The organism is Amycolatopsis sp. NBC_00355 (genome assembly GCF_036104975.1).
GTDB lineage: Bacteria > Actinomycetota > Actinomycetes > Mycobacteriales > Pseudonocardiaceae > Amycolatopsis.
Genome location: NZ_CP107982.1, coordinates 955,785 through 969,417, shown reverse-complemented (window position 1 = coordinate 969,417; position 13,633 = coordinate 955,785). Strand labels below are relative to the sequence as shown.

Below are 13,633 nucleotides of genomic sequence, written 5' to 3'. Positions count from 1 at the left end.
GAGTCTGCGCCAGCGAAAAACGGATGTCAATCGTTGTCGATAACGTTTTACATGGCTAGTCTGAGGCGATGCAGCCCAGTTCCAGGGTGACCATCCGTGACGTCGCGGCCCACGCCGGCGTCTCGGTGGCCACGGTTTCCAAAGTCATCAACGACCGCTACGGCGTCTCCGCCGCAACGCTCGCGAAGGTCCGGGCCGTGATCGAAGAGCTCGGTTACGAGGCGAGCCTCGTCGCCCAGAGCCTGCGCAACCACCGGACCAACGTGATCGGCATCCTGGTCGCCGACCTGGAACCGTTCTCCACGGAGCTGCTCAAGGGGGCCGCCGACGCGATCCGCGGCAGTGGCTTCGAACTCGTCGTCTACTCCGCGGGCGGGCGCACCGGTGACCCGAAGGGCTGGGAGAAGCGCTACCTGTCCCGGTTGAGCGGCACCCTCGTCGACGGCGCCGTGCTGGTCACGCCCGCCGTCTCGCTGGAGGCCGTGCCCGGCACCCCGGTGGTCGCGGTCGACCCGCACACCGGGCCGTCGCACCTGCCGACCATCGACTCCGACAACCTGCGGGGCGCGCAGCTGGCCACCGAGCACCTCCTCGAACTCGGCCACCGGCGGATCGGCTTCCTCGCCGGCCGGCCCGACCTGCAGTCCGCCGAGCTGCGCAAGACCGGCTACCTGCGGGCGCTCCACGCGGCCGGCGTCGCGGTGGACGAGGCCCTGATCCGGGACGGCGCCTACGATCCGGAGATCTCCGCGGCCTCGGCGCACGAGCTGCTGACCGGGTCCGACCGGCCGACCGCGGTGTTCGCCGCGAACGACATCTCGGCCATCGCGACCGTCGGCGCGGCCCGCGAACTGGGGCTTTCGGTGCCCGACGACCTGTCAGTGGTGGGCTTCGACAACGTGCCCGAGTCGGCCCTCTGCAGCCCGCCACTGACCACAGTGGACCAGCCGATCCGCGAGATGGGCCACCGCGCGATCAGCATGCTCATCGCGCTGATCAACGGCGACGCCGTCGAGCGCACCCACCTCACCCTGGACACCGGCCTGGTGGTGCGGCACTCGACCCGCGCCCTCTCCTGATCCTCTCCCCTACGAAGGGCGGACAGCTTTGACCACGCAGCCGACCGAGGCCCCAGAGGCCCCCAAGGCCACCGGTTCTCCGGAGCCGTGGCGTGATCCCGAAGCCGACCCGGCCGAGCGCGTCCGCGCCCTGATGGCGCGGATGACACCGCGGGAGAAGATCGCCCAGCTCTACGGCGTCTGGGTCGGCATCGACGCCGGCGGCGAGATGGCCCCGCACCAGCACGACTTCGTCGACGCCGAGATCGACCTCGACGACCTGGCCCGGCACGGGATCGGCCAGCTGACCAGGGCGTTCGGCACCCGCCCGGTCGACCCGGCGATCGGCGCCCGCAGCCTCGCGCGCACCCAGCGGCAGATCACCACGAGCAGCCGGTTCGGGATTCCCGCGGTGGTGCACGAGGAGTGCCTGACCGGGCTCGCGGCGTGGCAGGCCACGGTCTACCCGGCGCCGCTGTCCTGGGGCGCGAGCTTCGACCCGGACCTGGTGCGCCGCATGGGCGAACGGATCGGGATCACCATGCGCCGCCTGGGCGTGCACCAGGGGCTCGCGCCGGTCCTCGACGTCGCCCGCGACCTGCGGTGGGGCCGCGTCGAGGAGACCATCGGCGAGGACCCGTACCTGGTCGGCACCATCGGCGCCGCCTACGTCGCCGGCCTGGAGTCGGCGGGCATCATCGCCACGCTGAAGCACTTCGTCGGCTACTCGGCATCACGCGCGGGCCGCAACCTCGCGCCGATGTCGGCGGGCCCGCGCGAGATCGCGGACGTCCTGCTCCCGCCGTTCGAGCTGGCCCTGCGCGCGGGCGCGCGGTCGGTGATGAACGCCTACAACGACATCGACGGTGTCCCGGCCGCGGCCGACGCGACGTTGCTGACGGACCTGCTGCGCGGCACCTACGGGTTCACCGGCACCGTCGTCGCCGACTACTTCTCCGTGGCGTTCCTGCACCGGCTGCACGGCGTCGCGAGCGGTCGCGGTGACGCCGCCGGTCAGGCGCTGGCCGCGGGCATCGACGTCGAACTGCCGACCATGGACTGCTACGGCGAGCCGCTGCTCGCCGCGGTGGAAGGGGGCTCGGTCGATGCCGCCGTCGTCGACCGGGCCCTCGAACGCGTGCTGCGGCAGAAGTGCGAGCTGGGCCTGCTCGACGCGGACTGGGCGCCGGAGGTGCCCGAAGAGATCGACCTCGACGACGCCGAGTCCCGCGCGCTGGCCCGTGAAGTGGCCGAACGCTCGATCGTGCTGCTGCACAACGACGGCACGCTCCCCTTGGCCCCCGGCCGCAAGGTCGCGGTCGTCGGGCCGCGCGCGGACGCGGCCGGCGCGATGCTCGGCTGCTACTCGTTCCCGCTGCACGTCGGCGTCCACCACCCGGACGTCCCGTTCGGCGTCGACGTGCCGACGGTCGCCGAGGCCCTGCGCGCCGACCACGACGTCACGTACGCCCTGGGCTGCCCGGTGGTCGGTGGCGACGACGCCGGGATCGCCGAGGCCGTCTCGGCCGTGGCGGCCGCGGACGTCTGCGTGGCCGTGCTGGGCGACCGGGCCGGGCTGTTCGGCGGCGGGACGTCCGGCGAAGGCTGCGACGCCCCCGACCTGCGGCTGCCCGGCCGGCAGGAGGAACTCCTCGAAGCCCTGCTCGCGACGGGCAAACCGGTGATCTTGATCCTGCTGTCCGGGCGGCCGTACGAGCTGTCGCGGCAGGCGGACCGGCTGGCCGCGATCGTCTGCGGCTTCTACCCCGGCGAAGAGGGCGCGCCCGCGCTCGCGAGTGTCCTCAATGGACGGATTGATCCCTCGGGCCGGCTCCCCGTCAGCTTCCCGGCGGCCGGGGCGAACCAGCCGTCGACGTACCTGGCGGCCCCGCTGGGCCGGCGCAGCGAGGTCAGCACGGTCGACCCGACACCACTGTTCCCCTTCGGGCACGGGCTTTCCTACGCGCCGGCGACCTGGCAGGACGTCAGCGCGACGGGTTCGCTGTGGCCGACCGACGGCACCTGCCGGGTCCGCGTGACCCTGCGCAACGACCACGACCGGCCGACGTCCGAAGTCGTCCAGGTGTACCTGCACGACCCGGTCGCCGAGGTGGCCCGCCCGGAGCGGCAGCTGATCGCCGCGCGCCGGGTCGACCTCGCACCCGGCGAGGCGAAAGTCCTGGACATCGACCTGCACGCCGACCTGACCTCCTACACCGGCCGCGCGGGCCGGCGTCTCGTCGAGCCGGGCGACGTCGAGTTGCGGGTCGGCACGTCGAGCGAGCGGATCGTCACGACGTTGCACTGCACGCTGTCCGGTCCCCGCCGGGAGGTCGGCTTCGATCGGGTGCTCGCGCCGGAGTTCTCCTTGTGAGGCGCCCGTTCGTGATCGCCGTGCTGGTCGCGCTCACGGCGTTGTCCGTGGGCGCGTCCGGCCGGCCGCCCGCGTCGCGGTGGGTGGCGACGTGGACGTCGATGCCGCAGCTGACCGAACCGGGCAACCTGCCGCCGGCGCCGTTCACCGGGCCGGATCGTGTGCTCGACAACGCGTCCCTGCGCCAGACCGCACACGTTTCCGCGGGTGGCCCGCGCATCCGGCTGCGGTTCTCGAACGCCTTCGGCGGCGCGCCCCTGCCGCTCACGGCGGTCTCGGTCGCCCGGCCGGTCTCCGGTGGTGCCGGGGTCTCCGCGATCGTCCCGGGCACTTCGCTGCCGGTGACGTTCCACGGCAAGCCGTCGACGACGGTCCCGGCGGGTGCGCAAGCGGTGTCGGACCCACTGCCGTTCCCGGTGCGGGCGGCGGAGAACATCACCGTGACGACGTACCTGGCCCACGGCCAGGCCTCGACGGCGATCACCTCCCACCCGGGCTCGCGCACGACGTCGTACCTGCTGGCGGGCGACCGGGTGACCGCGCCGGACCTGCCCGGCGCGACCCCGGTCGACCACTGGTACTTCCTGAGCGGCGTCGAGGTCCTGTCCCCCGCCTCGGCGGTGGCCGTGATCGGCGACTCCCTGTCCGACGGCCGGGGCTCGACGACGAACGGCAACGACCGCTGGCCGGACGTGCTGGCCTCGCGCGTGCCGGCCGCAGTGGTCAACCAGGCGGCGGGCGGCAACCGGGTGCTGCAGGACGGCCTCGGCCCCAACGTCCTGGCCCGGCTCGACCGCGATCTGCTGGCCCAGAGCGGTGTCGGGTGGGCGATCGTGTTCGAGGGCGTCAACGACATCGGCACCGCCGCCGCCGAAGCAGCCGCGCAGACCGCGGACGACCTGATCGACGCCTACGACCAGATCATCACCCGCGCCCACGCCCAGGACATCCGCGTCTACGGCGCGACGCTGACGCCGTTCGGCGGCAACTCGCCTTATGACACCCCCGAGCGCGAAGCGGCGCGTCAGCGGGTCAACACCTGGATCCGCGGCCACTTCGACGCGGTCCTCGACTTCGACCGCGTGGCCGGTGATCCGGCCGCGCCCGGCCGGTTGCGGCCCGCCTACGACGTCGGTGACCACCTGCACCTCAATCCCGCCGGGTACCGGGCACTCGCGTCGAGTGTCCCCTTTGGACTGTTCGACGCTCCCCCACGGGGGTGAAGACGCGCTTGTGAAGCCGACCACAATCCTCTGTGGAGCGTGGGCGGCTTGATCTTCTCTCCGTCGCCCTACGAGAGACACCGCCACTCCTTCGAGTGATGCCGGCGTTCGATCTTCATCATTCGTGGTCTACGTGTGTGACACACTGTCAATTCTCTTGAGAGTAAAGGATTTCCCGGCTGGGCCGTGCGGGAAGATCACCGCGGCGCACCGCCGGGCCGGGCCGTCCGCCCGCTGCTAGTGTCCCGGCTGCCCTGGTCCGGACCACGCTCGCCGCGGCCGGACAGGTCCCCCGGAACTCCTTGAGAAAAGACGGAACTTGACCCACCTGAACCACCCCGGCCCACGCGAATCGTGGTCCCCGCAGCCCGGATCGCCGGACTGGCACGTCACGGCGTTCCTCGGGCCGCAGCCGGGCTCCGGCGACCACACCCTGATCGACGCGGTCCGCGAACTGCGCGCCCGGATCCTCTTCGACCACGGCCGCCGCCCGGCTTTCCTCCGCGCGGACGGCTCCCACACCGACGACCAGGACCTCGACTTCGGCGCGTGGCACTTCATCGCCCGCCGCAGTCCCGGCGGCGAGCCGCTGGGCTACATCCGGCTGTCCACACCGGACGCCGGCGAGCGCTTCCAGTCCCGGGCCTACCTCGGCGACGCGGCCTACGAAAAACTCCTTGCCACCCAAGGTTTCCCGGCGTCGGAGGTGTTCGAGCACAGCCGGCTCGTCGTCGAGCACCGGGCCCGCAAGCTCGGGCTCGGGCAGTACCTGAACGCGCTGGCGATCGGCGCGGCCCACCACCTCGGCGCGCGGGCGATGATCGGCACGTCCGGCACGAAGGACGGCCAGGACCGGTTCCACGAACGGTTCGGTTTCCGGCCCGTGGCCGGCACCCGCCGCTACGTCCCGCAGTACACCGAGGACGTCGTGATCATGGTCCACCGCGTCCTCGACGGCGCCGGCCGGCAGCACGACCTCGTGACGCGGCTGCGCGACGAGTTCCCGCTCATCGCCGCCGGCGGCCCGTCGCCGCTGCTCCCCGCACCGCGGGCGCCCCGCGCAGCGCCGCTCACGCTCACCGAAGCCGCCGGTCCCGACCGCGACGTCTGGCAGCCGGTGCTGTTCACCGCCGCCGACCACGACGCCCTCAACCGCCTGCTGGCGTCCGGCGAAGTCCGCGAAGTCCACGACACGCTCGACGAGCAGCTCACCGAACTGGTCCGCAGCCGCGAACCGGCCTGCACGGACGCCGCCGAGATCGAGCGCAAGAAGCGCGAGCAGCTGGCGGGCGTCGCGGCGTGGGAGTACGGCACCTGGGTGTGGTTCCCGTGGTCGGGGCGGCTGGTGCACGTGCTGCCGCGCGAGGAGTTCCGGCTGGTGCGCACCGACCGCAACCGCGGCCGGATCGAACGCCCGGAACAGCGTGGCCTGTTCGGCAAGCGGATCGGGATCATCGGCCTGTCCGTCGGCAACAGCGCGGCGCTGACGTTCGCGCTCGAGGGCATCGGCGGCGCGTACCGGCTGGCCGACTTCGACGACTTCGGGCTGTCCAACCTGAACCGGCTGCGCGCCGGTGTGCACCACCTCGGCGTCAACAAGGCGGTGCTGTCCGCGCGGCAGATGTTCGAGATCGACCCGTACCTCGACATCGAGATCCAGCGCGACGGGCTGACCGAGGACACCATCGAGGACTTCTTCGCCGGCGGGATCGACCTGCTCGTCGAGGAATGCGACACGCCGTGGGTCAAGATCGCGGCCCGCGAGTACGCGCGTGACCTCGGCATCCCGGTGGTGATGGACTGCAACGACCGCGGCATGCTCGACGTCGAGCGGTTCGACCGCGAGCCCGACCGGCCGCTGCTGCACGGGCTGCTCGGCGACGTGAAGTCCGTCGACCTGGCGGACCTCGGGTACCAGGAGAAGGTCGACCTGATCCTGGCGATGGTGGACGCCGACCGGATCAGCCCGGAGCTGGCCGCGTCGTTCGGGCAGCTCGGGCGCACGCTGAGCAGCTGGCCGCAGCTGGCGTCCGGCGTCGCGCTGGGCGGTGCGCTGTGCGGCGAGGCGGCGCGCCGCATCCTGCTCGGCCGGCCCTGCGAGTCGGGCCGGTTCTACACCGATCTGTCCCAGCAGCTCAGCGCCTCGCGCAGCGTTTTCGCGGGCGGTGCGGTGTGACCGCGCTGACCGTCCCCGTCATGATCGCGGGCACCGGTGTGCACCTGCCGCCGGAAGTCGTGACGAACGCCGAGCTCGCGGCGACGCTCGACACCTCCGACGAGTGGATCGTCAGCCGCACGGGCATCCGCGTCCGCCGGCGCCTGGCCCCGGACCGCGCGACATCGGACATGTGCGTGGCGGCGGCCCACCCGGCCCTGGCCGCGGCGGGCATCACCCCGCGCGACGTCGACGCGATCATCGTCGGGACGTACACCTACGACCAGCCGCTCCCGTCGACCGCGCTGATCGTGAAGGAACTGCTGGGCGCGGACCGCGCGCTGACGCTCGACATCACGCAAGCGGCGTGCGCGAACGGCGTCCAGGCGTTGTTCCTGGCCGCGCACCTGCTCCAGACGTCGGCGGCTTCGACGGTGCTGGTCATCGCGGCGGACTGCGCGTCCCGCGTCACCGACCCGCAAGACCGGACGACCCGGGTGTTCTTCGGCGACGCGGCGGGCGCGGCGGTCCTGACCCGCGCGTCGTCCGCGGGCGCCGGTCTGCTGGGCTGGGACTTCGGCACGGAGCTGTCGTACGACGTGGAGATCCCGGCGGGCGGTTCCCGCCTCCCGCCGGCCGCCGCGTCGGCGTCGGACCACTACCTGAAGATGGACGGCCGCGCGGTCTGGAACACCGCGACCCGCTGCCTGCCGGACAGCATCCTCCGGGCGGTCGACGAGGCCGGGCTGTCGGTGGAGGACGTCACGCACTTCTTCCTCCACCAGGCCAACTTGAACATCATCACGGCGGCGCTGGACAAGCTGGGCGTGTCCCGTTCGCGGGCACCGATCACGGTGGACCGCCTCGGCAACACGGGCTCGGCGGGCGTGTTCACGGCGCTGCACGCGGCGTTCACGGCCGGCTCGGTCCGCCACGGCGACACGTACGTGGTCTCGTCCATCGGGGCGGGCTTCCAGTGGGGAACGCTCTGCTTGCGGCACGGGTGAGCTGACCAACCGTGGCGCGGCCCCGGTCGCGCCACGGTTTTCGGACATACCTCCGTGCGGCCCTACGCTAATCGTCCGAGGACACGTCCCGGATTCGCATCGACGACGAAGCACGGAATTCAATCGACGTCCGACATGCAGTCACCGACGCGTTGTGGCTCAGCGCTGTCCCGGCGGCGACGAGGATCAACACGTTGCCGTACAGACAGGCACGGATCCGGCTCATAAGCTCGCGGTCGAGGCACGCCACGCTCGCGGGAGGGCTTGCATGCTCGACGCCAGACAGCACCAGGGCAAGTTCGGCGAAGACTACGTCCGCGTGCTCGCGTCGGCAGCCGGTCTCCTCGTCCTGAAGGACGATCTCGACGTGGACGGCATCGACCTCGGATTTCGTGCCACCGGCCGGTACGGGAAGGTCTACTCCCCGACCATCGAAGCACAGATCAAGACGTGGTCGAAGCCGTCGCGGTCATCCGGACACCTTGATTACCGCGGACTCGACGAATGGCAGTTCAACAAGCTCGCCGGGTCCGACTTCACCGTCCCCCGGTTCCTCTTCGTCATCTGCGTCCCCGTGGACAACCAGTCGTACGCGGCCTCCATGACCGATGGTGTGATGCTGCGCCACCTCGGTTACTTCGTCTCCCTCCGTTCCGAAAAGCCCATCTTGGAGCCGGACCGCAACCGGAAACGGCCGGTCAAAGTGCCCACCGCGAACGTGCTCACCGCCGCGGCCCTGCGCAGGCTCACCGAAACCCAGTCGGTCTGGTAGGCGCCGCCATGACGATCCCGTTGAAGATCAGCGATATCACCAGCTACCTGGCCGAAACGGGTTGGGAGCGGGAGCCGGACGACTGGAACGGCGCGAGCTTCTGGCGGCATCCGGCCGACTTCGAAGTCCTGGTCCCCGCCCAGGACGGGCTGGGCGACGGGGAACGCAGAGTGCGCGACATCCTCCGCTGCCTGTGCTCAGCCGAAGACCGCCCGATAGCGGAAATCGCGCTGGAGATCTCCAGGCCGAATCTCGACAGGTTGCTCTTCCGCACCTTTCCGGCGGACCATGACGCCGGATACACCTCTTTGGCATCCGGTGTCCAAGCTGTGGAAGGCGTCCGGGGACTGCTCGGCACAGCAGCTCGTACTGTTGTGCAAGGCCCGCACTTCGCTTTTGCAGGACGTCCACCCGCCGCCGTTGGCGACGTGCTGCGGGCCGCCGAGCTGGGTCCGGCACGGGCAGGCAGCTATGTCATCGAGGTCCGTCTGGCCGCAGACGTGCCCGGCCGGTCCCACGACGGGGAGGAACTGACCGGGCGGACCGTTCTGGTGCACATGCTGGGATCGATCAGCGCAGCTCACAACGCGGTAGTCGCCGGTTCGCCCGAAGCATTCGACAAGACCGTCACCGCGGGTGTCTCGGCGGACCTTTGCCAAGCCCTCAGCAGCTTCTCAGCTCGCGGTCGGGGTGAGCCGTTCGAGATCACCTTCCGCTGGGCACGCTCACAGCCGCTGGACATCCGGCCGAAAGTGCTCGCGTTCCCGCCGGCCTCGGAGTCGTTGCTCCGAACGGCCGCCGACAGATTGCGTGCGGTCACCGCCTCTGGCGCCGCATCGGTAACCGGCGTCGTCTCAGGGCTGGAAGACGATACGGCAAGCGGCGACAGGTGGCGGATCAAGGTGCGCGGAGATCTGCGCACGGAACGCGCGGGGCAATCGCGACGTACGACGGTGTGGGTCCGGTTGGCCGACCAGGTCACCTACGACCGGGCGATCACCGCTCACCGCGACGGCCGCCGAATCGCGGTGTCCGGCGAGCTGTCCAGCACGACCGGCCGGGTGGAACTGGTGCCGGGACCGAGGCTCGAGATCTGAACCGACCAATCCGGGAGGAATATCGTGGGGACCCAGTTGACCGTGCGAGACCAGGCGTCGCTGTTCGCCCTCATGGTGGTGGCGCGACCGGTGACGAACCGGGAACTGCGCGACGTCGCCGGTCTGGAGATCACGGCCGAAGTGCGCAACCGGGCGAATCAGGACGTCGCCCTGATCACTTCGAAAAAACGCCGCACGGTCAACACCCATCAGCTGACCCCCGAGGGCCGGGCGTGGTGCGAAACCGCCCTCGTGGCCGGACGCCCCGACGGCGCGAAATTCCCGGTCGGCGTCCTGTACGCCGTGCTGGACAGCGTCGGTCAGCACTTGGCCCATTCCGAGACGAAATTCGGTGACTTCTTCCGACCCGACCTCGAAAGCTGGATTCGCGCGTCCTACACCGAACTCACCGTCCGTCGCCCGCCCGGCAGCTGGGTCAAGCTGTCCGCGCTGCGGCCTTGGCTGGAAGACGTATCCACCGAAGTCGTCGATGCCGAGCTCGATCGGCTGATCGAGCTGCCGGATGTGCAGCTGATCCCGGAGACCAATCGAAAGACGCTGACGGAAGACGATCGGGAGGCCGCGGTCGAGATAGGTGGCGAAGAACGGCACCTGCTGAAGATCAGTGCAGCGTGAACCGGCAGCTGGAAGCGCTGGACAGGTTGTACCTCAGCACCGCGCTGACGCCGGACGAGGTATGGACTTCACAGTCGTCCTACCACGTCGGCAGTCTCCATCCCGAGGTGTCGAGGCGATTGCTCGCATCGATGGATGCGATCAGTTCCGACCACGTACCGGTCGCGGCCGTGGTGCGAGGCAACGCCGGCGCCGGCAAAACGCACCTCCTCGGCTGGACCCGGCAGGAGATCCAGTCGCGAGGCGGGTTCTTCTTCTACATCAAGCTGGTGGCCGGCCGCGACTTCTGGGAGAGCGCCACGGCCAGTCTCGTCGACAGCCTGTACCGCAAGGATGACGGCGATCATGAACAGCTACTGCTTCTGATCGACGGTCTTGCCCGTCGGACAAGCCTCGACGACGCGACTCGTGCCGCGGTCACCGGTGAACGCGAACTGACTCGAGCCCACTTGGACGCGTTCGTCGCCGGCATCCGGCGTCTTGACCGGCAAGTGGGCAATGAGGCGGGGTACACGGCGCGTGCGCTGGCGCTCGTTGCCTCCTCGGGGGCGGCCGCGGAGGCCGGGACCTCCTACCTTGCGCTGAACGACGACGAGCAGGAGCAGCGCACTGCTTGGGGACTGCCGTCCCGGGCGAGGCCCGCGCAGCTCGTGCTGCGAGATCTCACCCGCCTCTTCGCCCTCGTCGGCCCCCTGGTGTTCGCATTCGACCAGCTCGACGATGTCGTGGCGGCCTCAGAGTCCTCCATGGGCACGTCTTCCTCCGGCGAAATTCGCGCCGCGAAGCGCCTGACCAGCGACATCGCCACCGGCCTGATGAATCTCCGTGAAGAGACCCGCCGCACCTTCATGGTGGTCGCTTGCCATCCCGACACCTGGGAGAAGATTTCCAGGGTGGCGATCGTGTCCGCCCTGGATCGGTTCGATCTCCTACCCGAGCTCGGCGCGATCCCCGACGAAGCCACCGCCGCGGCCGTCGTCAGCAGCCGTTTCCGGTCCGGTTACGACTCCGTCGGGTTCCTGCCGCCGACGCCGACCTGGCCGATCAGCTCCGCCGCACTCGCCGAATCGCCACACCGCTACACCGTACGGCGACTCCTCAACCGCGTCGCCGAGCACATCAAGGGGTGCCTGGATGCCGGGAAGGCGGTCGAGCTGACGTCGCTGGAAGCGGAGCAGCCCGTCATTGCGCCCATCCCGGTGCAGGATACCGAAACAGAAGCTCTGACCAGCCGATTCGAAGATCTACGACGCGCCGCGGACATCACCAAACCGCTCGACAAGACGACCGAGGACCGCCTGATGCCGGGTCTGCTGGGCGCCGGCTTGAAGAGTCTCGTGCAGGAACTCGGCGGAGACGTCGGCCGATTCCAGATCGAAACCGACTTCGGCCGCAGTCCGGCGCTGCACGCACGGCTGCGCTACGTCCTGGATGAGAAGACGGAGAACAGCATCCATTGGGCCTTCCGGGCGATCGCCACAGACCATGCGGGTGCCGCACAAACACGCATGACCAAGGCGATGAACGAATCCGGCTTGGCCGCAGGACTGTCGAGCCGGCGCATGCTCTTGTTGCGGAACATCCCCTATCCGGGCGGCCGCAAGACCGAAGAGATCAAGAAGGACTTCTTCGCGCGCGGTGGGTGGTCGGTACCGATCGGCGCCGACGACGTACGGACGTTCACCGCGCTCCGCACCATGCTTGCCACCAACCCGGCCGGACTCGATGCCTGGTTGAGGTCGACTCGTCCCGCGTCACGGACCGAGCTTTTCGCGGCCGTGATCGCCGAACTCCGGCCGCACCTCGGCCGTTCGACTCTGCCCGAGGATGAACTCATCGAGGACAGCCACGCCGAGGCTGACATCACCATCGGAATGACCAAGCGCGGCCAACGGCCCTTCACCGTCGCCATCAGGCAGCTTCGGATGCACACCGCTGTCATCGGCGCTGCCGGTTCCGGTAAGACGGTCCTCCTCAAACGACTCATCGAACAATGTGCGCTGAGTGGCGTCTCGGCCATCGTCCTGGATCCGAACGACGACCTCGGACGCCTCGGTGATCCGTGGCCGACCGCGCCGGACGGTTGGACCGAGCGACAAGAGAACGAAGCGCGACGTTATTTCGCAGACACCGAGGTGATCGTCTGGACTCCGGGCCTCAACAGAGGCCGTCCGCTGTCCTTCCACCCCCTGCCGGACTTCGGCCCCGTGCTGGACGACGTCGACGACTTCACGAGGCTGCTCACCTCGACAGTCGCCACTCTCGCGCCACAGGCCGGAATCCGAGGTAAAAGCGGAAGGGCAACCCAGCAGTTGGGTGTGCTCAAGCGCGTGCTCGGCCATTACATCCGGGATGGAGGACATACGCTCGCCGGATTCGTCGAGTTGCTCGCCGAGCCGCCCAGCGGCACCGTCAACAACAGGACCATCCGGTTTGCCGTCGAGATGGCAGACACGCTGGAAGCCGCGATGGAAACGGATCCGCTGTTCGGGGAATCCGGTGCGCCCGCCGATCCGGGTTTGCTGCTCACCCCGTCGCCGGGAAAGGCCTCACGAGTCTCGGTGATCAGTTTCGTCGGCCTCTCGGGCGACGCCTCAGCACGGTTCGTCAGCCGCCTACAGGCCGCGCTGTTCTCCTGGTTCAGAGCACATCCCGCAGGCGATCGTCCGTTGGGCGGCCTGCTGGTCATGGACGAGGCGCAGAATTTCGTCCCGTCGACCGGAGCGAACCCGAGCACCGAAAGCACGGTGGAGCTCATCCGCCAGATCCGGAAGTACGGGCTCGGCATAGTGCTCGCCTCACAAGCACCCAAGGGCATCCACCACCAGACCGTGGGGAATACCGCCAATCAGTTCCTCGGCCGGGTGAGTGCACCCGTTCAGGTCGAAGCGGCCAAAACCATGGCTCAATCCCGGAACTCGGTCATCGACGATCTCGCCAGCCTCAATCGCGGGACCTTCTACGCAGCAGGCGAGGGGACGGGATTCAGCAAGATCGAGGTACCGATCTGCCTCAGCCACCACACCGGACCGCTACAGGAGGACGAAGTGGTCGAGCGAGCTCACCGCGGCTGAGCCGCCGGCGAGCCGAACCGCGGTCGAGTAACGCGCCGGCTTGAGCGGATAAGAGTGATCGGCGGTTCGAATTCACGACATCGAAGTTCCGGAGAGACCTGTAGCGCATCCCGTCGCGGCCGTAAGGTGACCAGGCGACCACCGCGAGTGACGCCGTCCGGTTACTGGACATGTTTGGGACACAAGGGAAAACCCGACGGCGGGGTACGTGATCGAGGTCACGGTCATGCCCTATAG

9 protein-coding genes are annotated in these 13,633 nt (G+C 69.4%); all 9 read left to right on the top strand.

Features of this window, described 5'->3' with window-relative positions; genetic code table 11:
* Positions 1-68 precede the first annotated feature (68 nt).
* The 9 genes from OHS18_RS04225 (at position 69) to OHS18_RS04185 (ending at position 13,396) form a co-directional block, all read left to right on the top strand.
* Positions 69-1,079: a LacI family DNA-binding transcriptional regulator gene (locus tag OHS18_RS04225; protein ID WP_328616000.1), complete on the top strand. Its 1,011-nt coding sequence runs from the start codon at positions 69-71 to the stop codon at positions 1,077-1,079.
* Positions 1,080-1,107: 28 nt separating this feature from the next.
* Positions 1,108-3,432 (top strand): beta-glucosidase, encoded by a 2,325-nt coding sequence (locus tag OHS18_RS04220; protein WP_442874407.1) that lies wholly within the window; start codon positions 1,108-1,110, stop codon positions 3,430-3,432.
* Entirely contained in the window at positions 3,429-4,655 is a 1,227-nt protein-coding gene (locus tag OHS18_RS04215; RefSeq protein ID WP_328615999.1) for an SGNH/GDSL hydrolase family protein, read from the top strand. The genes OHS18_RS04220 and OHS18_RS04215 overlap by 4 nt, the downstream gene beginning before the upstream one ends.
* Before the next feature lie 319 nt (positions 4,656-4,974).
* On the top strand, positions 4,975-6,831 hold the full coding sequence (locus OHS18_RS04210) for a ThiF family adenylyltransferase (protein ID WP_328615998.1): 1,857 nt from the start codon (positions 4,975-4,977) through the stop codon (positions 6,829-6,831).
* Positions 6,828-7,817, top strand: coding sequence for a 3-oxoacyl-ACP synthase III family protein (locus OHS18_RS04205; protein ID WP_328455906.1), 990 nt, complete (start codon positions 6,828-6,830; stop codon positions 7,815-7,817). Before OHS18_RS04210 ends, OHS18_RS04205 begins: the two co-directional genes overlap by 4 nt.
* A 268-nt stretch (positions 7,818-8,085) precedes the next feature.
* A complete protein-coding gene (locus OHS18_RS04200; RefSeq protein ID WP_328615997.1) occupies positions 8,086-8,589 on the top strand; it encodes a DUF4365 domain-containing protein in 504 nt (167 codons plus the stop codon).
* Between the two features lie 8 nt (positions 8,590-8,597).
* Positions 8,598-9,686, top strand: a complete 1,089-nt coding sequence (locus tag OHS18_RS04195) for a hypothetical protein (RefSeq protein ID WP_328615996.1) — start codon at positions 8,598-8,600, stop codon at positions 9,684-9,686.
* A 24-nt stretch (positions 9,687-9,710) separates the two neighbouring features.
* Positions 9,711-10,322, top strand: coding sequence for a hypothetical protein (locus OHS18_RS04190; RefSeq protein WP_328615995.1), 612 nt, complete (start codon positions 9,711-9,713; stop codon positions 10,320-10,322).
* Positions 10,319-13,396: a helicase HerA-like domain-containing protein gene (locus OHS18_RS04185; RefSeq protein WP_328615994.1), complete on the top strand. Its 3,078-nt coding sequence runs from the start codon at positions 10,319-10,321 to the stop codon at positions 13,394-13,396. The genes OHS18_RS04190 and OHS18_RS04185 overlap by 4 nt, the downstream gene beginning before the upstream one ends.
* Positions 13,397-13,633 lie beyond the last annotated feature (237 nt).